The following is a 20,932-nucleotide window of genomic DNA, read 5'->3' as shown; positions in this document are numbered from 1 at the left end:
AATCGTCAAGTATAGTTTTTCCTTTGCTGCTAAATAATACTCTATTTTCAAGGAGTTAAATCTTTAACTCTACCCTTCCTCACTTCCTATATTTTCCAATATCTCTTTTAGCGCCAATACTCCGTTAAAACAATCTTTCAATGAGGTAAATTCTTCCGGTGAATGACTTTTCCCTTTATAGCTTGGTACAAATATAAGCCCAGAAGCTACGTGTTTACCTGCAATCATTGCATCATGACCTGCTCCGCTTGGTAAATTATTGTAGGATAAATTCAGTTTCTCTGCTGCTTGTTGTGCATATTGCTGGATCCACTTAGGAACAGGGACAGGAGGTATTTTAATCTGAATCTTCGTTTCTGTTTTCAAATCTCTTTTTTCCGCAATCCGTTCTGCTTCTCTCTTTATTTCAATTAACATATTATCGCGCACTTCTTCATCTATATCTCTAACATCGACCGTCATCTCTGCTTTTCCTGCGATAACATTCGATCCATTAGGAAAAAGCTGCAATTTTCCTACTGTAGCGACAGCAGTCGAGCTAATTTCCCGGGGAATATTTTCTATCGATAAAACTAAATCAGCTGCTCCAGCTGCAGCATCTGACCGCATATCCATAGGTGTATTACCTGCATGATCCGTTTCTCCTTCAAATATCACCTCAAGCCAAGAAGGGCCCGCAATTCCGTTGACAATGCCTATATTTTGCTGTTGTTGTTCTAAGCTTTTACCTTGTTCTATATGAAGTTCTAAAAATGCGTAAATTTCCTCTTTCGGATATACACATTTTTTCAGCTTATTTGGAGCGTAGCCTTGTCGCTTCATTGCTTCTGCTGCTGTAACTCCATTTTCATCTCGAAGCTGAAATAGATCCTCCTTACTCACTTCTCCCATGGCAGCCCTGCTTCCAAACAATCCGCTTCCAAACCTAGCCCCTTCTTCATCAACAAACACCACTAGTTCAAGTGCTCTTCTCAATTGTCCATGTTCTTGAATAATTGCTTCTATAGCCATTAATGAGCTGACACATCCTAAGGATCCATCAAAAGCCCCTCCATTAGGTACTGTGTCTAAATGCGATCCCGTAAGCAGCGCAGGAAGTTCGGGCTCTTTTCCCTCTAATCTTCCATACATATTTCCAACTGCATCTTCCCTTACTTTTAGTCCCGCGTTTTCCATCCAGGAACGAAATAACTTTTTAGCATCTGCTTCTTCTTCCGTGTAGACGTAGCGTGTAACTCCACCTTCTTCTGTTTTCCCTATTTCTGCTAAGGCAGCTAGTCTATCTGCCAAAATTTCTGGGTTGAGAGATTCAGTTAGAGTAAAAATATCGTTAGAAGCCAGCAATCTTTCCTTAGAAAATACATTCATACGTACCCATACCCCTTTTATTACACTGTTAACACTAAAAATGGTGTCGATAACAGCATAAGATTTTCCTCCCCTAGTTTCTAGAGAAGAAAGTTTTTTCCTTCTTTCGATTTCTTTATTGGCTTTTACCTTAACAAAAATTAATATGTAAGAAAATTTCGATAACAATAGAAGGTGAACGTGTTCAATTATTTTCGGCTTAGCAATCATGCTCTCCCATATGAAGAAGTAATGGGAATTTCTACTCTAGAACAACCATTAGAATATTTTGCAATAAAGTGGGATTCAAATACAGAAGAAGGTGGAGCTGTCCCATAAGTCAGTTCTCAGCTAACGCAGCGGAATATACACTCAGAGCACTAGTGCGATATCTACTCCAACTCTCTTTACTCGTTTTCGCAGTTTGTTCTTTGCCACAGGAGACGGTTCAGTCTCCTCGTGAGCAAACTCTTCACTCTGCCTTATTTGGATATTCCGGTTGCTCGACAATTTTCATACCCGAAACTAACCTTTTGAGACAACTTCACCTCTTTTTCTATATTTTTATAAACGAACGATTTTTCTCCCCCGCACTTGCGCTTGAAGAATTTGTTCTAATGTTTCCGGAAGCTCCTCTAAGGAAATCTCACTTGCGATCGTTTCGAGCAAATTTTCGACTTTTAAATCTGATGCGAGACGATTCCAGACTTGCTTTCTTCTATCCATTGGACAATAGACAGAATCAATACCTACAAGGTTCACACCTCTTAAAATAAATGGGAACACTGTGGCTGGAATCTTTGTCCCCCCTGTTAACCCACTGACCGCAGCAGCACCGCCATAGGAAAGCGTGCTTAACGCATATGCCAGCGTTTCGCCTCCTACTGGATCAACAACTCCAGCCCAACGCTGTTTATCAAGCGGACGGATTTTCTCCGGCTGTACGTCTTCTCGTGAATGAATTTCTTTTGCCCCCAACTCTTTTAAATAATTATGTTCAGAGGATTTACCAGTACTTGCCGCCACGTTGTATCCTAGTTGAGCAAGCATTGCAACCGCCATGCTTCCTACACCGCCTGTAGCTCCTGTTACAAGTACAGTGCCGCTTTCTGGTGTAATACCTTCCTCCTCAAGCCGTATAACAGATAAACCTGCTGTAAAACCAGCCGTGCCATAGATCATGGCTTCTTTTAAATCTAAACCTTCAGGCAGCGCTACAACCCACTCTGCCGGAACTCTTGCATATTCAGCAAAACCTCCATAATGAGAAACTCCTAATTCATAACTTGTTACGATGACTTTATCACCGTTAGAAAAGCGAGAATCTGACGAATCTTCTACTACCCCTGCTAAGTCTATACCAGGAACCATTGGGTATTCATTTACAATGTTTCCGTTTGCCATAGAAGCCATACCGTCTTTAAAATTCACACTGGAGTAGTGAACTTTTACGAGAACATCTCCTTCTGGCAGATCATCTAGTGTAAGCGTACGAATACATTTTTCTACTTCCTTATTGCCTGTCTCTTCTACCATCATTGCTTGAAAATTGGTCATTATATAGGTTCCTCCTTATTAGTCGTATTGCTCTGACAATCTTCTACAAAATCATTTATATTCCTTTTAATTATTCCTTCTCACTCTTTCCAATAATCACTGCGTCGATAAACGGCTGTTTCGTTTATAATTGGCCATACTGAAAAGAGAAGCTCTTTATTGGATGATTTTTTTATACTGGCCTGATTGTGTATTTAACAGCGTTTTTAAAGTTTTTAATAACAAAGTATAGGAGGATACCCGGATTGAAAAATCTATTTGAAGGCATTCGCTTAACCAATATATTGATTATATTTCTAGGCACAATAGTTTTCGGTTTCGGGCTTATTCATTTTAATTTGCAAAACGGGCTGGCTCACGGTGGTTTTACTGGTCTCACTCTCGTCATTTATTATTTGTTTACCATTGAACCTTCGATCTCAAATCTTGTATTAAACATTCCTTTGTTTTTTGTAGGGTATAAGCTTCTAGGTCGAAAAGTCTTTATATATAGCGTATTTGGCACAGTGATGCTTTCCGGTTCACTTCATTTTTTCGAAAAATACTGGCATATGAACGTAGCTCTTCAAAACGATATGATACTCGTTTCTTTATTTGCCGGGGTTTTTGCTGGAACTGGACTTGGAATCATATTTCGTGCAGGCGGTACAACAGGAGGCGTAGATATTCTTGCCCGGCTGGCAGAGAAATATTTCGGGATGGGGCTCGGTACATTTATGTTTATGTTTGACGCCTTTGTTATTACGTTTTCCTTAATTCATTTAACACTGCCTGAAGCGATGTATACTCTTGTAGCTGTCTTTATTGCGGCACGAGTTATCGACTTTATTATCGAAGGGGCAAATGCTGGAAAGTCTGCTATGATTATTTCCAATCATACTGATGCTATATCAGATGCAATTATTAAACGTATGCATCGGGGATCGACCGTATTAACCGGAAGAGGGAGTTTCACCCGTGATAAGCGTAATGTGTTATATTGTGTTGTCAATCGAAATCAGTTGATTCAGCTAAAATCCATTATTAATGACGTGGACCCGTACGCTTTCGTAGCTGTTCATGACGTAAAAGAAGTAGCGGGTGAAGGGTTCACCTTTGACCCAGAAACCCGGAAAACATAATAAAGCGCAAGCCCCTATAAAAGAGGCTGCGCTTTTATATATTTTCTTTTCAAACAAAGAATTTTATGATTTTTTTGATGCATATTTCTTCTGACGTCTTTTCTTATCTTCAGAGCTTGTAACGTAATTTGTCAGCACAATCAAACCGTTTCCTTCCATACTCCTGCTGTTCCCTAAAGATTCCGTTCTTTTTACTACTTGTGAATAGATTTGCGGCTCCGTTAACTCCCTGTTAAAGTCATCTTCACATTGATTAATAATAAGGGCGGCTGCACCTGTCACGTGAGGAGCAGCCATTGATGTACCTGACAGTCTTGCAAATTTATTATCTGGATAAGTGGATAGAATATTAACACCTGGGGCTACCAGGTCAATTTCATCGTTGAAATTAGTAAATTCAGCCAAATTTCCATCAAAATCAACCGCTCCTACTTGAACTACTTCTTTGTAGTATCCGGGGTAAGCAATTTCTTCTGTGTTTTCATCCTGATCTCCTTCATTTCCAGCGGCGCAGACAACCAGGATGTTGTTTTCAACTGCTCTTTTGATCGCCTCATGCATTTCTGGAATATCATTCGGACCGCCTAGTGACATAGAGATGACACGGACCCTTTCTCCATTGTCCCCTCGCCAGTCTACTGCATAATGAATAGAATCTATAATGCCTTGATACGATCCATATCCTTCTCCAGAAAGAGCTTTTAAAATAAGAAGATTCACTTGAGGTGCAACTCCGACGACTCCTGACTCATCTAAAGCAGCACCAATTGTACCTGCTACATGAGTCCCATGACCCTGGTTATCTGAAAAATTTTCAGGATCACTATTATAATCATCAGTGAAATTTTTTCCGCCGATAATACGATCTTTTAAATCGGGATGGTCCGGCTGACACCCTGTGTCTATAACCGCAATAACATTTCCTTCTCCTTTATACCCTTCCTCCCAAAGTTTAGGGGCTCGTACCATTTCAACACCTTTAGGAATATTCTCTTCGGATGCATTCAACACTTCCTCGACACGATAAGGAATTAACCGTACTTGTTTTTTCACAACAATTCCTCCTTACGTGAATATTTTAATTTTATTTTACCTCTATTTTCCACCAACTGCACTCCGTCTTTATTCTTGTTTCTGTACGAATTACCCCACTTAAACGGGGCTTTCTCAAAAGATTTTTTTAGATATGACGGCCATCTATCAACTGGAATACGAGAGACTCCAAAGGGAAGGGGACAAGGGGCAGTATGGATACCCCGCAGTGAAGGGATGCTCACAAGGAGACTGAACAACCGCCGGAACAAAAAGATAGTACGAAATTGAGCAGAGAGAGTTGAAATAGATGTTTCATTTGTGCCCTGAGGATGAATGCGAGTTTATTAAACTAACTTATGTAAAGTCCTAAAAAAACACATGGCTATTTATAAAAAATGATCATGTGTTTTTGCATATTAAGGGCATACAACAAAACTTTTTTATTCTCCTAAAAAAGCAAAATACGCTATAAAAACAAAGAACAATACATACATTACAGGATGAATTTCACGGCTTTTGCCTTTAAGAAGCATCGTTATCGGATAGAAAATAAAACCGAGTGCAATACCTGTTGCAATGCTGTATGTCAAAGGCATAGCGACTACTGTTAAAAAGGCAGGCAGAGCGATTTCAAGCTTATTCCATTCAATCAGTCTTAGAGACGAAGCCATTAACACCCCTACAATAATAAGTGCTGGAGCTGTCACTTCTTCTGTAACAACAATTAAAAGCGGTGAAAAAAACATAGCTAAAAGAAACAAGGCAGCTGTAACTATAGATGCAAAACCTGTTCTTCCGCCCGCTGCAACACCTGAGGAAGATTCAATATATGCTGTTGTTGTAGAAGTACCGAGTATCGCACCAATAGAAGTGGCTGAAGAATCGGCCAGTAATGCTCTTCCAGCACGCGGCAGTTTATTGTCTTTCACAAAACCTGCTTGATTTGCCACTGCATACAGCGTACCCGCGGTATCAAAGAAGTCAACAAACAAAAAGGTTAATACGACAATTAACATTTGTACAATTAACTGACTTGTCCATTCCATTTCACCAAGAATCGAAAAAGCAGATCCAAACGTTGGAGCTAAACTTGGAACTGATCCTACGATACCTTCAGGCAACCCAATTAAACCAGTTATCACACCTGCAGCAGCAGTAATGACCATTCCGTAAAAAATACCGCCCTTGATACCTAATACCATTAATATTGCCGTTACAACTAATCCAAAACAAGCAAGGATGGTAGCAGGACTGGTCATATTACCTAGAGCAACCGCGGTTTCTTCATCCGGAACCACTACTCCCGCGTTTTGAAGCCCTATAAAAGCAATAAATAAACCTATACCAGCTGCTGCTGCATATTTAAGCTGTGCGGGTATAGCATTAATAATCTTTTCTCGGATGCCAAATAACGTAATTAAAATAAATATAATACCTGAAAGTAATACACCAAATAACGCTAACTGCCATTCAATGCCAATTCCTAGGACGACTGTATAAGCAAAAAATGCATTCAGCCCCATCCCCGGTGCTAGTGCAATAGGATATCTAGCAATAAGCCCCATAATAAGCGTACCAATTGCAGCGGAAAGAGCAGTTGCTGTAAAAACCGCCCCTTGATCCATTCCCGCATCAGATAAAATAAGAGGATTTACAAATAAAATATAAGCCATAGACAAAAATGTCGTTAATCCAGCAACGCTTTCCTGACGGTAATTGGTCTTCCATTTTTCAAACTCAAAATAGCGATTCACAATAAGCTCCTCCATTTCATATTGGTCTCTGTAATACAATCTGCGAATAATAATTCACATCAAAAAAACTCCAGGCAGTATGAACTACCCGGAGCTTCTTTGATACAAAAAATCAACCCTTAGAATATAATGGACGAATTTTCTCGTTTTCATACATTCCAAGCCGCAGATTTTTCGTAGTCAAGCTATTTACGGTAGCCTGTAGAGACTCACGAGCCCTATCCTCGCGATTATACGAAATGCTTATATTACTTATTACCTAATCAATAGTTTAGCAACTGACTTTACATAAGTCAACTAATAACCGAACATTGATAGATTATTCCACAAAATTATTCGGCTTACAGAATATTTTACTCCCATTCAATCGTCGAAGGCGGCTTAGAAGTAATGTCATACACAACCCGGTTAACGTGCTGAACTTCATTTACAATCCGTGTAGAGATTTTTTCCAATACCTCATAAGGAATGCGCGCCCAATCTGATGTCATTCCGTCTATAGAAGTAACTGCTCGGATTCCGACTGTATAGTCATAAGTTCTAGCATCACCCATGACTCCAACACTTCTCATATCAGGCAAAGCCGTGAAATACTGCCAAATTTCCCGGTCCAACCCAGCATTTTTGATTTCTTCACGCAAAATTGCATCCGATTCTCTAACAATCTCAAGCTTTTCTTCTGTGATTTCACCAAGTACTCGAATACCTAATCCTGGTCCTGGGAAAGGCTGACGCCATACAATTTCATCTGGTACGCCAAGCTCTGTCCCCAGTTTCCGAACTTCATCTTTAAATAAACTATTCAACGGTTCAATCAAATCAAAATTCATATCTTCAGGCAAACCGCCAACATTATGGTGGGACTTAATAGTTTGTGCTGTATCTGTGCCGCTTTCGATAATATCTGTATACAAAGTCCCTTGTGCTAAAAAGTCCATATCGCTTAACTTGCCGGCTTCTTCTTCAAATAAATAAATGAACTCATTCCCAATAATTTTCCGCTTTTGTTCAGGATCTGATACCCCTTCGAGTTTATTTAAAAATCGATCCTGTGCGTCAATTTTCACCAAATTCATATTGAAGTCTTCACCGAATGTTTGCATTACACTATCCGCTTCATTCTTTCGCAGCAAACCATGATCAATGAACATGCAAGTAAGCTGATCTCCAATGGCTTTGTGTATCAAAGCAGCTACTACTGATGAATCAACACCCCCGCTTAATGCACACAAAACATTTTTATCTCCAACTTGTTCACGAATAATTTCTACTTGTTCATCAACAAAGTTACTCATCGTCCAATTGCCAGCACAGCCGCAGATTTCGAATGCAAAGTTTTTTAATAGGTCATCTCCAAATTGCGTATGACGAACTTCTGGGTGAAATTGTACACCGTACATTTTTCTATTTTTATCACTCATACCAGCGACCGGGCATGATGGATTGACGGCATCAATTTCAAACCCTTCAGGGGGAGCAACAATAAGGTCTCCGTGACTCATCCAAACGGATTGTTCATCAGGAAGATCATGGTATAAAGCAGAATTATTTTCAACTTTAATGACGGCTTTTCCATATTCCCTATGATTAGCCGCCTCTACTTTACCGCCAAAGTGGTGGGTTAAAAGCTGCATTCCATAACAAATACCTAAAATCGGAACTTCTAAATTAAAAATTTCCGGATCACAGGAAGGAGCTCCCTCTGTATAAGCGCTGTTAGGCCCGCCAGAAAAAATAACACCTGCAGGATTTAATTCTTTTATTTTTTCAGCACTGATAGAATTTGGGTGGAGTTCACTGTAGACCCCCAAGTCTCTGATTCTGCGTGTAATTAATTGATTATACTGGCCTCCAAAATCGAGAACAACAATCATTTCATTGTCTTGTTCCATGTCTATTCCACCTCAATTAAAGTCTTATTATATTTAAAAGTGTAAACAACATATTCAAATTGAAACCTATAACATAGAAAAAATGGCTTTTCTGTATTCTTTTGATGAAGATATTTACCGTTGTTAGAAAAATGCTGCTGTATTTTCTATTTTTATAGTAGTGCAAAATAATCCGGACCTGTCTTTGTTTCTTAGGGAAACGAAGACAGGTCCGGGAACAAAGGTTGATACCTTTAGATATCAAATACAAGAACTGCCTTCGTAGTCTAGTCATTTAAGGTGACCAGGTAGAGACTCCCAGGCCCATCCCCAGGATATACGAAGAGATATAGCGACTAAAACATGCCTATCATTCTAGCAGTAGCACATAGGGCGGTCAAGCTTTTATTCGATTCACCATGTTTTCCCAAGTGGACAAGGAAAAAGATGTCTTCACTGTCTTAGATTGCATTCCATAATGCATTTTTTCATATTCGTATGTGAGGGAGGACATGTCATTTGTTTGAAATAATTTATCAATTCTACATGCGTATTCCCGCAGTGTTTCACTATCTTCTTTTTTAAACCCTGCATAGCCAAGCAGCCATAAAAGAGAATGAAAAGCATTGGTGAACGCTGGGGTACTACTTGCATTTTTAAATCGATAGAGAAGAATCCTTTTCATTAAATAAAAGCGGAAGATAAATGCCATGCTTACTACGAAAATACCGCCCGCCAAAAAAGGCCAAACCGGCATACCGGAACCAGCAGACGAAACATCATCTTCCTCTTCTTCTTCGTTGTTTTCTTCTGTTTCTTCCTTTTCTTCTTGCTCTTCCTCTTCCTCTTCTTCTTCCTCTTGTTCATTGTCAGATTCTGTATTTTCTCTAATATAATCAAATTCAGAAGTAAAGCCGCGTGTTGGCTCAAAAGGTACCCAGCCTACATCTGGAAAGTACACTTCTACCCAAGAATGGGCATTGGCGTTTGTCACTTCATAAAGTGTTTCTTCATTACCGCTGTCTAACTCTTCTCCTTCTGTAAATCCTTTCACCCACCTTGTTGGAATATCAAGGGTGCGCAGCATGACAGCCATGCTGGTAGAGAAATTATCGCAGTAACCTCTTTGCGTTTCAAATAAAAATTGTTCTACGTAATCCTGGCCTTCTTCGGGTACAGCAATATTAGACGTATCATACACAAAGTCAGGTCCTTTAAGATAATCTTCTACAGCACGAACCTTATCATAGCGGTTGTCTTCTTCCTCTGTTAATTGTTCCGCTAGTTCATGAATAGAAGAAGGCAGGTCATTTGGTAACGATAGGTAGTATTCTGTAATTTCTTCTGGATCTTCGCTTGAAACATTTTGCATTTTGTCTATAGAAAATTCAGGATCTCCATAAGTTAAAGTGTAAGCCCCCGTTTCATGAGACTCTTCATTAACTAATATATTGGCCTTACCAGAATATCTATCCACCTGGGGTTGAACATTTTCCTCACCCGGAATATCTATTGAATGAAAAGCTCCTGGATAAAAAGCAAAGTCAAATGTCCTGTTATCTGCCATTTCTACTTCCACTGTCTTAGCTTCCGTTTGGACGGTGTCTTCCAAAAACATACTGCGTTCGGCAAAATCCTCAGGGGTATCGGAATTCCAGCCATGCCCTGTATATTCGTTTTTTGATTCACCTCTCCAATACCCGCTCTTTTCACCTTTTGCTGTAAAAACAGCAGATTCATCCATTTCAAAGCCGCCGCCAAGCCGTTCGTCATTGTTGCCGTAACCAATCCTCCGTGTGTTATTGTTTCCTAAATCGTTTTCTCCATCTAAAACTGTTTTGGATTCAAGAAATGGAACAGGATCCGGCCATTGTGGGTCAGCTTTAGGAGCTGCCATTCCCACACCAGCTGCAATGACTAATATAACCATGGAAAGAAAAAACCAGCGCAGCCATAAAGACCTTCGCTTCGCACCTGGAAAAAACGCAGCCAGTCTGTCCCATTGAAGCAGCGCCATTAACACAAAGCCAATGATAAATATTCGTATCACTGCACGACTCCCATCGTACGGGAGAAACGTATCCATCACCCCTATATAAATCACCGTGAAAACGAAAAAGAATAGAATACGCCTCGCATGCACGACCCAAAAATAAATTAAATAACTCATGATTGCTAATAAAACCAGAAATAATAGACTGCGAAACAAGTCACTCAAACCATGCCACTGCCCGCCAAACATAAAACCGACATTATGACCAATATCGGTAAATAGCGTGTTCCACCATTCTCTTCCTAAAAAAGCGGAATCAAAAAAAATCGTATGAAGACCGAACAGTATCCCTGCAAATATAAGCAGTAATGTTCCCCACCAAGAAAACCCTAAAAACATAATTAAAAAAAAGAAAGCAGCGACAGCCATAAATACAGGTACAAATCCCGTTTTTGTTACTTCCGGCAGAGGAATCAGCCACTCCATTAATAACAAATAGCCAAGCATATATAGAAGAAACAGACGCGGTGTTCGCTTTGTGCTTTCCATTATGGTTTCCCCCTATAAGAAGTGACTTCAAACGAAGATTCCTTTAACTGAATAGCATAAACATTGACCTTTTGCCTTTGTAAATGATAAAGACGTTCATTTTCCAAGTTGTTATTTGTTTCATTCGGAACGTAAAAAACGATAAGCTTTTTGCCAAGATTGGCTAAGCGCTGGAGATCATCTAATGTTTGAAGCGTTAATCCAGGAGAAATCCAGACTATAGAACGGCCGGAAAACCGCTTAGCAAAACTTGTAGTATTTGGAGCCATTTTTTCTTTTTTTACTTTAGCCAGTTCCTTATAAATCTGCTGGAAATGGCTTAGTTTTGCTTCTTCTTCGATCAGCATTTCGCTCCGAGCCAAAAGGGTAAAACCAACAGGTATCTCTTGCTTATAGCAGTAATCAACAAAAGAAACGGCAAATTCTACTGCACTTTCAAAAGGTTCTGTCCAATGATCTATCTTGTCATTTTCAAGTATCATTAGAAATCCTTTTCCCTCTTGTGACTCGAATTCTTTAGTAACTAATTTAGCAGCTCGCGCCGACACTTTCCAATCAATACTTGTCATTTTATCGCCCGGTTTATACTCTCTTACTCCAGCAACTGATAATGTATCCTCTATTGACTTTGAGGAAACAAGAAAATTATCGAATTGTTCATCTCGTTGAGCAGTATTCCATTTTCTTAATGGTAGAAGCCGCGGGAAAACAGTTAACGTAACAGGCAAATTTACTGTTCTTTCTTTTTGAAAAAAGCCAAATAAATCCCCTGCCTGAAGGTGAATAAGAGAAAAATCGTATTCACCCCGTCTGTTTCCCCGAACCTCATACGTATAACTTAAATTTTTTGCTGCTGCAAAGAAAAAGACCGTACCTGAAGTTTGGCCTTGCCCTCCTAAACCATATGGAACCTCATCATAAACACTTAAAAAGAGGAGGGGAAACGGTACTTTCTTTTTTAAAATCAAGTCCACTTTTACTGTATCATTATAAGAAAGCAGCTTTCTATCTATCCGCCGTTCCACCTCTATGAAGCGAAGCGGATATAGAATAAAAACAGCGTTAAATAAAACAATCACTATAACACTATAAAACAAAAACCAGCTCACATATCCTCCCTGAAACATCGCATAAGCATACAAAGCTCCTGCCATTACAAATATGGACAGAAGCTTAATGGTTTTTATAAATGCTCCCCATAACTTCATGCTTTAACGCACCGCTTCCTTTTTAGATAAGGGAACTCGCAAAGTGTTAAGAATTTCACTGATGACGTCTTCTCCCGATTTTTCCACCATTTCCAGATCGGGTCTTAAAATAAGGCGATGCGAGAGAACAAAAGGTGATAAATACTTCACGTCATCTGGAATAACGTATTCTCTTCCTTGAAGATAAGCGTATGCCTGAGCTGCTTTCATTAATGCAATCGACCCACGCGGACTAACACCTAAATGAATATCCCTGTGTGTTCTCGTTTCGTTTATAATAGCTATAATGTAATGTTTGATGGAAGCATCTACATACACTTTTGTAACTTCCTTATGCATAGCCAAGACTTCTTCAAGTGAAAGTACTTCTGTTAAATCCTCAATTGGATGTTTTTCAGCCACACGATTTAGTACTTCTAATTCTTCCTCATAACTTGGATAGCCCATTTTTAATTTTAATAGAAAACGATCAAGCTGGGCTTCCGGAAGCGGGTATGTCCCTCCGTATTCAATAGGATTTTGTGTGGCCATTACAAAAAATGGATCCTGAAGAGGACGAGTTGTTCCATCAATCGTCACACTTTTTTCTTCCAATGCTTCCAATAAAGCAGCTTGTGTCTTTGGAGAAGTACGATTGATTTCATCTGCAAGTACAACGTTTCCCATGATCGGACCTGGCCGAAATTCAAATTCGAGTGTCTTCTGATTATAAATTGAGACACCAGTTACGTCCGAAGGCAGTAAGTCAGGTGTAAACTGAATTCTATTAAACTCTGCTCCGATGGAACGTGCAATTGCTCGAACCATCATTGTTTTCCCAACCCCTGGCACATCTTCAAGTAAAACGTGGCCTTTGGCTAATAAAGCAGTTAAACTTAATTCTATTTCTTCGCGTTTTCCCACTACAACGCGTTCAATGTTTTCAATAACAGTTTGCAAGGCAGAACGATTTTCATTCACTGTAGAATTCCTCCAATAATCAGCTGCATCGTTTCACTACCTTTCATATTATCATATCTAGCCGTTTTTTGGGATGGAAGAGGACGGCCAATCATATCAGAGAGAAAAAAGAAAATACAGTATAAGAAAAGCGCAAGCGCCTTAAAAGAAGGAAGTTCGGCTACGAGCGTCACGTCCTGTGACAACGCCGAACTGACTCCCATCCTGGGAGCCCGCGACAGGTTCTGGAGCTTTCGCGCAGGGTCGCCTTCGGCCCGGAGTCGAAAGGGAAGACATAAAGACGTTCAGCTCATTTTAATGAACTTCTACTAAGATCGCACACGTCGACGCATAGGATGTGCTAATGTCGCCAATGCCACAGGACGTGGCGTTTTTGGCGACGAGTGTGCAACGTAGAAGTCACCACATCGTGTGGAAGTACGTCCTGTGACAACACTGAACTGTCTTGCACAGGAGGTGTTGACTTTTGCGTTGCAACAGGACGTCGCGGTTTTAGCAAAAGTTCCTCTTTATCGTGTACACCTGAGCGGCTGGGCGCTGAAGCTAGACATCAAAAACGCCAACTATTTATCATTTCTTACCTTTCAACAAAAGCCATTACTTGTCTCAATAAACACGAATGGACAAGTAATGGCCTTATAGATTAAACGATACATTTCCCTCTTTCATAAAGTACTAAACTTTCATACGTCTCAACCTTCATATAATCTTGGGGACTTTAATTTGCTTTTTTAGCAGTTGATTGAAGTGCTTGTTCATCATACGAACGGAAATATTGTTCTAACTGCTCTAACGTACGCCCTTTCGTTTCTGGCAAAAATTTCATCACAAAAACGATTGCCAAAACGTTAAGCCCTACAAAAATAAAGAACGTCGTAGTTAAACCAAGACTGCTGAGTGCAACCGGAAATACCAAACTAATAAGAAAATTAATAGTCCAAAGACAAAATACACTTACACCCATCCCCATTCCCCGCAGCTGCGATGGGAATATTTCTGCAAGCATCAGCCATGTTACTGGTGCAATGGCTCCCTGCATAAAAGCAAGAAAAGTAACGGTTAATGCCATCACTATAAAAGGAAGTACAGCAGTCCCTTGAAGGGTGTAGGAAAAGATTGCAATAAGCAAAAGTGCAGTAGTCACACCTGCTTGACCAGTCAACAACATTGGACGACGGCCTACCTTTCCAAGAAGCCAGATACCAACAAAGGTAGCTAACACTGAAATGATGCCATTAGAAACATTTGCAATCAATGCAGCATTCGTTTCAAAGCCAGAATCTATGAGAATTTCAGTACCATAATACATAATCGAGTTAACACCAGTAATTTGCTGGACGACAGCGATACCAATTCCTAGAAAAACGATGCGGCGTACCCACGGAACAGTTAGGTCTTTAAAGCTAGCTTTTTTAATTTTGGACTCTTCGGCAATGTTAGATTCGATTTCATTAAGTTCTGACTTAGCCTCTTTTTCTTCACGTACCTTTTTTAAAATGTTGAAAGCGTCTCCAAACCTGCCTTTAGATGCATACCAGCGTGGACTCTCTGGCACGAACAGCATACCAATCCATAATATAACTGCAGGAATTATTGGAATGATAAGCATATAACGCCAAGCATTCGCACTTTCGAGGGTGTTTCCAATGACTGCATTAAGAGTAAAGGCTAATAACTGCCCGGTAACGATCATTAATTCGTTTTGAGTAACCATACGGCCTCTTCGTTCCGCTGGCGCCATTTCCGCTAAAAAGGTCGGTACCGTAACAGAGGCACCCCCAACAGCTAAACCTAGCATAAAACGAAAGATAACCATAACACCGACATTTGGTGCTAATGTACAACCGATTGTAGCTAAAAAAAATAGTACAGCGAGATGAATAATAGTTTTACGCCTGCCGTTACGATCAGACAACCTTCCGCCGCAAATAGCACCTAGTGCGGCTCCCAACAATAAAGTACTAGCCACAAGACCTTCAGTAAAAGGATTTAGATTAAGCTGACTCTCCTGAGACATAAAAGGGAGTGCACCGTTAATGACACCAGTGTCATACCCAAAAAGAAGACCCCCGAATGTAGAAATAACCATAACCATAATTAAATACTTTCTATGAGATACCTTATTCATATATATCTCCCTTCTAAATGAATAATGTTTTGAGATTTTGATATTTTATATTGGTAAAAAATATAATTTGAATTACGTTTAAGTTTCAAAAATTCGTGGTAAAGATTCCTTAAAATAGATTTTTTACACCTGTTTGGGTAATACAACAGGCCCTTCGTGTCCAAGAGCGGACATAGCTCTTTATTTACTTTTCATTAAACTAATGTTCTTGCAGTTGGTACAGGATAACCTCGCATCCAAAGTAAATGGCTTATATCAAAGTTCATCCGATCATGTTACCGGTTTCATTTCTTCATTTAAAAAGTGTTAAAATCCAAGTCCTGCAAGTATGCTGATATATTTGTTACTAAACTAGTTCTCATAAAAGCACCCCCGATACTCCATTCTATTTACAGAATATTCACAATGTAATCGTTTTCTGCCTTACAATTCATTGTAGGTAAACGCGAAATATTTGTATTTACAATTTAAAGACTCATTTTTGCATTTTTAAGACACGCGAAAAAATTTAATGTATACATCTAAATAAAATATGAAAACAATTTCATCGGTTATTCCCAGAGATACATGCTGCTAATTTGATTTTAATAACTGTTTATATTATGAAGACAGATTTTAAAATTATTTTATAATCATTATTTAAGTTGAAAGCAGAGGGAAGAGCTATTGAAAAAGAGGGACGGGGAATCCATACAAAAAAACCATTTCACGCACTTGAAATGGTTTTTAATAATCTGTAAATTCGGTTGTTTTTAGGTTTGTATAGAGAGATCGAAATCGTCCTGGCGGATCGCGCATAATGGAGGTAAATACACGGGTGAAATAATGAACCGTTGAAAAACCACATTCCTCTGCAATATCACTAATGGATAGATCGGTTGTTTTTAGAAGAGACGCAGCTTTTTGTATTCTTTCATTTTGTACAAATTCTGAGTAACTTACATCTAATTCAGAAACAAATAAACGTGATAAATGGCGACTGGAAACGTGGAAATGACTCGCTACATCTGTTAGTTTTAATGGACCTGAAAGATTATCTCGGATGTGAAGTTTCACTTGTTTAAGAAGCGGTGAAGACGATGACGCCCCAAGGTCTTTTGATTTCTCATTTCTTGATAGTGAAACAAACGTTCCAATTAATGAAAGAATAAGATTACCGGCCAAGTTCGTCAACATCTCTTGCAAAAAAGAATGATCCGTTTTTGCTGCTTGAATGAACAAGGATTTCCATAACATCGCGGCAGCATTTTCTTCATTTACATATGCTATTATTTCAGAACATTGCTTGGCATCATCAATTATCTTTATCCATTCTTGACTCGATTCAGATTCTATTAACTCAAAGGCAACATGTACAAGAAGCAGCCCTTTTTCACTTTTTAATTGATGGGAAACATCCGGTCTGGAAAGAAATATCGTATTCCCTTTAAGCGGATAGGTACGATCGCCGTCTATATAAACCCCTTCACCCTCCACTACATAACACACTTCAAAAAAAGAATGTTTATGACGCAGTGTATTAAAATGTTCAGGCATCGCCCCCCAATAATGGATATTAAAAACGGCACCGTTCTGCTCTATACGGTTTACCGTTTTGTTTAAGATAATTTTCCCTGATACAAAATGTGATGGTCTCAAAAAAACCCCTCCGAGTTAAATGATAATAAGATTGATGAGACTCTTAAACGATCCTCGGTTAAGCGCGTGAAAATATCTTTGCCGAACTTCCCAATGATTACTTTGCATTTTATTATTTTTTACTATTCAACTCACTTCTTTTTCAAATGAAGCTTCGTTGATGATAAATATCTCAGAGTTTGTTTCCTTGACCTTTTTTAAAATAACCTTAAATGAATCGAACAATGTTTGTTTTTGATAATAAAAATAGCACTTATGAAATTGATTCAATCAAAAGAAAAATACCACCAAATACCAAATGAAATGGTATTTTTGGTGACGGAAAAATAAATAAATGGAGCTGTCCCATAAGTCGGATCATATTTTTTAATTAACGTCAGCTTTGAGACAGCCCCAAAGTATAAAAAGTACTATACTCTGTTATTGGTGCCAAACTCGCGAATTTTTTCTTTCACGGAATTTCCAACGGCTTCTATAGCTGGAAGCAGAATAAGCCGTGGTTCATAAACTTTTTCGTCTTCAGAAAGTTTTTTCCGAACTGCTTTCGTCCATGCTTGAATGTTTTCCGTATTCACATTGATTTTCGCATGTCCTAACGAGATCGCACGTTCGATTTGATGTATTGGAATGCCGGTTCCTCCGTGTAGTACAAGGGGCACTTGCGTTTCCTGTGAGATTGCTTCCATTTGTTCAAAACCAAGCTTTGGTTCCCCTTGATAAGGTCCATGAACAGAACCGAGTGCCGCTGCTAATGCATCAATTTCAGCTTCTTTCACTAAACGAAAACATTCATGTACATCTGCGTATTGCACACCGCCAACAAGGCCATCTTCTTGACCTCCAACCGTTCCCACCTCTGCTTCTACAGATACACCGTGAGGCTTTGCATAAGCCACCACTTCCTTCGTCATTGCGATATTTTCATCAATAGGATGATGAGAACCATCAATCATTACAGAACTGAATCCAGCATCAATCGCCTGCTTGCACCGATCAACAGTCTGGCCATGGTCAAGATGCAAGGCAACAGGCACTGTAATGTTTAATTCTTCGTAAAGTGTTTCTACCATCCTCGCAGTATTTTTAAATCCGCCAAGAAAATCTACCATACGGTCAGAGGCAGCTATAATCATAGGGGATTGTTCGCTTTCGGCTACACGTAAGAATGCGGGGATAAATTCTAGATTGTTAATGTTATACTGACCTACAGCATACCCCTTTTGCTTTGCTTCTTGCAGCATTTCTTTCATTGATACTAATGTCATTATGTAACACTCCTTATTTGTTATTTGTTTGTATTTTATCATCTTTTGATAACTTTTGATTATATTCTGTTAAAAAAGGTGTGTTTTTTTAAAATTTTATGCTAGTATTAACAAATACTTTGTAATATGTGTCTTTTCTAGGATTGCATTTGATGATTTTTCGCATAACAATTGATAATATAGACGAGAAACAGATAAATTAAAGCGAGGAAGGGTCTTGTATGATCAAAACGCAGCGAATTGAAGAAATAAGACGGTACGTGAAGCACCATCAAGTCGTATCGTTTGATCGTCTGGCAAAAACGTTCAAAGTGTCAGTGAATACCGTTCGCCGCGATGTACAAAAACTAGTAAATGAAGGACAATTAAAAAAGGTACACGGCGGTGTATCGGTGTATGACTCGCAGCCAGCCCAGTACGAGGAAAGAGAAATCGTCAATGAATCGGCAAAACGGCAGATTGCTAAAGCCAGCGCGGAAATGGTAGAGGACGAAGATATTATTTTTGTAGACACGGGAACTACAACCGTGTACATGGCAGAATATTTACGAGGAAAAAAGGTTACAGTACTGACAAATAATCTTGACTTTATCATTCAGTCCAAAAGAGAACCAGATATCACGGTAATTTCAACTGGCGGCCTTTTTGACGCCGCTACGAATTCATTTATAAACTTGCAAAGCTCTGATGTTCTCACTTCATACAACATAAATAAAGCATTTATGGCTACAACAGGTATTTCTAATGATAATGGAGTGACACACGCCTCCCCGCTAGAAAGTGAAATAAAAAAAGAAATCGTAAAGAAAAGTACACGGGTCTATGTTTTAGCAGACAGCACTAAATTTGATAAACACGCCTTAATCACCTATTGCACGCTTAAAGCAGTAGACTGCATTATCACCAACACCAGTCCATCGAGTACATTTATGAACGAGCTGAAAAATCATAATGTTTATTTATGTACCACTGAAAATACAAACAATTTATAAGGAGGCAGCATCATGCCGTTATTACGATTTGACGTTATAGAAGGACGCAGTGAGGAAGATCTGAAAAGGATGTTAGATGCTGCTCATAATGCAATGGTTAAAGCTTTTGACGTACCAGACTCGGATCGTTATCAGATTGTACACCAGCATAAACCAAATGAAATGATCATCAAAGACACTGGTCTTGGCTTGACAAGATCAGAAAATGTCGTAGTCATCAGCGTGGTGAGTAAATCAAGAACAAATGAGAAAAAAGAAGCGCTTTATCGTTTGCTCGCCGAAAATTTAGAAACAGAATGCGGTATCTCACCTGAGGATGTTATGGTGAATATCTCAGAAAACAATGATGCCGATTGGAGCTTTGGAAAGGGAGAAGCCCAGTTTTTAACAGGAAAGCTTTGACGTTCGAATTTATTTAGATGGTATTACAATAAAAATTTATTACTTTAGATAACAGCACCTTTTCTGATAGAAACACGGATTACTTTAGCCAAGAAAGGAGTCAAGTTTTCTATGCGGCTCGGAAACAAAACAGCTATTATTACCGGGGGAAGCAGCGGGATCGGCGGCGCTATCGCCACTGCTTTTGCCAAAGAAGGTGCTTCTGTAATGATAACGGCAAGAACAGAATCTGCACTAAAAGAAAAAAGAGAAGAGCTGGCTGATTTAAGCCCCTCAGCAGACTATATTGCAGGAGATGTCTCAAAAGAAATAGAAGCCCGTCACATCGTTCAAACGACAAAAGAACGGTTTGGGAGCGTCGATATTCTTGTGAACGCAGCAGGCATGACGAAAGTATCTCCCGCTGAAACGCTAAGCCTGAATGAATGGAATCAATGCATGGATATTAATTCAACCGGCACATTTCTTATGTCTCAACAAGCCGGCCAAAAGATGATCGAGCAAGGCACCGGCGGTAAAGTTATTAATATTACATCAATCGTGGCCCACGCAGGCATTCCAAAACGTGCAGCTTATGCCGCCAGCAAGGGTGCCGTTCGCCAACTCACAGAAACGTTAGCTTTAGAATGGGGAAAACACAACATACAAGTAAACGCAATTAGTCCTGGATATGTCCGTACTCCCATATTTGATGACTTAGTGAAAAAAGGTGTTCATGATCCTTCGCAACTAGAGGACCGCATTCCACTTGGGAGACTGGCAAATGTAGATGATATGGCAGGGCCTGCATTATTTTTAGCCTCAAGCGAATCCGATTATGTAACAGGTGTCATTTTAAAAGTAGACGGCGGCTGGCTTGTTAACGGCCATCTATCAGCTCAATAATATCTCAAAGGCTGTGTTATTCTTTTAACACAGTCTTCTACTGTTTCCAAGCACCGTAGTATGACTGCTCTGATCTGTATGTGTTCATAAGAAAAGCACAAGCGCCTTGCTCACGAGCGACAAGTCCTGGAGGGTAGGCATATGGAAAACTGGTCTTTGCTTTCCATTGACGAACTGAAGGAATCTCGAGCGAGTAGGCGCTTGCGCTAGACATGTAAAACGCCAAC

The 20,932-nt window shown here is 39.5% G+C and carries 19 protein-coding genes and 2 riboswitches; of the genes, 6 read left to right on the top strand and 13 right to left on the bottom strand.

Translation table 11 applies throughout. The features are described 5' to 3' along the window. Positions 1 to 69: 69 nt before the first annotated feature. Positions 70 to 1,368, bottom strand: a complete 1,299-nt coding sequence (locus FZF09_RS00490) for a Zn-dependent hydrolase (RefSeq protein WP_158734616.1) — start codon at positions 1,366 to 1,368, stop codon at positions 70 to 72. A gap of 180 nt (positions 1,369 to 1,548) precedes the next feature. On the opposite strand from FZF09_RS00490, the gene FZF09_RS00485 reads away from it, so the two are divergent. Then, positions 1,549 to 1,686, top strand: coding sequence for a hypothetical protein (locus FZF09_RS00485; protein WP_158734615.1), 138 nt, complete (start codon positions 1,549 to 1,551; stop codon positions 1,684 to 1,686). A gap of 225 nt (positions 1,687 to 1,911) precedes the next feature. On the opposite strand, the gene FZF09_RS00480 is transcribed toward FZF09_RS00485, so the two are convergent. Beyond that, entirely contained in the window at positions 1,912 to 2,904 is a 993-nt protein-coding gene (locus tag FZF09_RS00480; protein WP_158734614.1) for an NADPH:quinone oxidoreductase family protein, read from the bottom strand. Positions 2,905 to 3,149: 245 nt separating this feature from the next. On the opposite strand from FZF09_RS00480, the gene FZF09_RS00475 reads away from it, so the two are divergent. Beyond that, positions 3,150 to 4,025, top strand: coding sequence for a YitT family protein (locus FZF09_RS00475; protein ID WP_370514406.1), 876 nt, complete (start codon positions 3,150 to 3,152; stop codon positions 4,023 to 4,025). 63 nt (positions 4,026 to 4,088) lie between these two features. Here FZF09_RS00475 and FZF09_RS00470 read toward each other — a convergent pair whose 3' ends face one another. From FZF09_RS00470 to FZF09_RS00440, 7 genes are all read right to left on the bottom strand, one after another. Then, on the bottom strand, positions 4,089 to 5,078 hold the full coding sequence (locus FZF09_RS00470; protein WP_233269350.1) for a S8 family peptidase: 990 nt from the start codon (positions 5,076 to 5,078) through the stop codon (positions 4,089 to 4,091). 422 nt (positions 5,079 to 5,500) lie between these two features. Further along, positions 5,501 to 6,814, bottom strand: coding sequence for an NCS2 family permease (locus FZF09_RS00465; protein WP_158734612.1), 1,314 nt, complete (start codon positions 6,812 to 6,814; stop codon positions 5,501 to 5,503). A gap of 157 nt (positions 6,815 to 6,971) precedes the next feature. After that, positions 6,972 to 7,072: riboswitch (purine riboswitch) on the bottom strand. 95 nt (positions 7,073 to 7,167) lie between these two features. Next, on the bottom strand, positions 7,168 to 8,706 hold the full coding sequence (gene guaA, locus FZF09_RS00460) for a glutamine-hydrolyzing GMP synthase (protein ID WP_158734611.1): 1,539 nt from the start codon (positions 8,704 to 8,706) through the stop codon (positions 7,168 to 7,170). A gap of 242 nt (positions 8,707 to 8,948) precedes the next feature. Further along, a riboswitch (purine riboswitch) is annotated at positions 8,949 to 9,048 on the bottom strand. A gap of 34 nt (positions 9,049 to 9,082) precedes the next feature. Continuing rightward, positions 9,083 to 11,227 (bottom strand): transglutaminase TgpA family protein, encoded by a 2,145-nt coding sequence (locus FZF09_RS00455; RefSeq protein WP_158734610.1) that lies wholly within the window; start codon positions 11,225 to 11,227, stop codon positions 9,083 to 9,085. Beyond that, complete coding sequence (locus FZF09_RS00450) at positions 11,227 to 12,435, bottom strand: DUF58 domain-containing protein (protein WP_158734609.1); 1,209 nt, start codon at positions 12,433 to 12,435, stop codon at positions 11,227 to 11,229. The genes FZF09_RS00455 and FZF09_RS00450 overlap by 1 nt, the downstream gene beginning before the upstream one ends. 3 nt (positions 12,436 to 12,438) lie before the next feature. Then, positions 12,439 to 13,395: an AAA family ATPase gene (locus FZF09_RS00445; protein ID WP_158734608.1), complete on the bottom strand. Its 957-nt coding sequence runs from the start codon at positions 13,393 to 13,395 to the stop codon at positions 12,439 to 12,441. After that, positions 13,392 to 13,580, bottom strand: coding sequence for a hypothetical protein (locus tag FZF09_RS00440; protein WP_233269349.1), 189 nt, complete (start codon positions 13,578 to 13,580; stop codon positions 13,392 to 13,394). The genes FZF09_RS00445 and FZF09_RS00440 overlap by 4 nt, the downstream gene beginning before the upstream one ends. A gap of 226 nt (positions 13,581 to 13,806) precedes the next feature. Between FZF09_RS00440 and FZF09_RS00435 the strand changes: the two genes are divergently transcribed. Next, positions 13,807 to 14,037 (top strand): hypothetical protein, encoded by a 231-nt coding sequence (locus FZF09_RS00435; protein ID WP_158734606.1) that lies wholly within the window; start codon positions 13,807 to 13,809, stop codon positions 14,035 to 14,037. Between the two features lie 76 nt (positions 14,038 to 14,113). On the opposite strand, the gene FZF09_RS00430 is transcribed toward FZF09_RS00435, so the two are convergent. The 3 genes from FZF09_RS00430 to fba form a co-directional block, all read right to left on the bottom strand. Continuing rightward, positions 14,114 to 15,523 (bottom strand): sugar porter family MFS transporter, encoded by a 1,410-nt coding sequence (locus FZF09_RS00430; RefSeq protein ID WP_158734605.1) that lies wholly within the window; start codon positions 15,521 to 15,523, stop codon positions 14,114 to 14,116. A 726-nt stretch (positions 15,524 to 16,249) separates the two neighbouring features. Next, complete coding sequence (locus tag FZF09_RS00425; protein ID WP_158734604.1) at positions 16,250 to 17,161, bottom strand: AraC family transcriptional regulator; 912 nt, start codon at positions 17,159 to 17,161, stop codon at positions 16,250 to 16,252. A 410-nt stretch (positions 17,162 to 17,571) separates the two neighbouring features. Next, complete coding sequence (gene fba / locus FZF09_RS00420; RefSeq protein WP_158734603.1) at positions 17,572 to 18,426, bottom strand: class II fructose-1,6-bisphosphate aldolase; 855 nt, start codon at positions 18,424 to 18,426, stop codon at positions 17,572 to 17,574. Positions 18,427 to 18,647: 221 nt separating this feature from the next. On the opposite strand from fba, the gene FZF09_RS00415 reads away from it, so the two are divergent. From FZF09_RS00415 to FZF09_RS00405, 3 genes are all read left to right on the top strand, one after another. Continuing rightward, the gene (locus FZF09_RS00415; RefSeq protein WP_158734602.1) at positions 18,648 to 19,418 is read left to right on the top strand and encodes a DeoR/GlpR family DNA-binding transcription regulator; all 771 of its coding nucleotides are present in this window, start codon (positions 18,648 to 18,650) and stop codon (positions 19,416 to 19,418) included. 12 nt (positions 19,419 to 19,430) lie between these two features. Further along, on the top strand, positions 19,431 to 19,820 hold the full coding sequence (locus tag FZF09_RS00410) for a tautomerase family protein (RefSeq protein WP_158734601.1): 390 nt from the start codon (positions 19,431 to 19,433) through the stop codon (positions 19,818 to 19,820). Positions 19,821 to 19,931: 111 nt separating this feature from the next. Then, positions 19,932 to 20,705, top strand: coding sequence for an SDR family NAD(P)-dependent oxidoreductase (locus tag FZF09_RS00405; RefSeq protein ID WP_158734600.1), 774 nt, complete (start codon positions 19,932 to 19,934; stop codon positions 20,703 to 20,705). A 37-nt stretch (positions 20,706 to 20,742) separates the two neighbouring features. Here FZF09_RS00405 and FZF09_RS00400 read toward each other — a convergent pair whose 3' ends face one another. After that, positions 20,743 to 20,919, bottom strand: coding sequence for a hypothetical protein (locus FZF09_RS00400; RefSeq protein ID WP_158734599.1), 177 nt, complete (start codon positions 20,917 to 20,919; stop codon positions 20,743 to 20,745). Positions 20,920 to 20,932: the final 13 nt, after the last annotated feature.

The organism is Alteribacillus sp. YIM 98480 (assembly GCF_009765375.1).
Taxonomy (GTDB): Bacteria; Bacillota; Bacilli; order Bacillales; family Marinococcaceae; genus Alteribacillus.
This window is presented reverse-complemented; position numbering and strand designations above follow the sequence as displayed.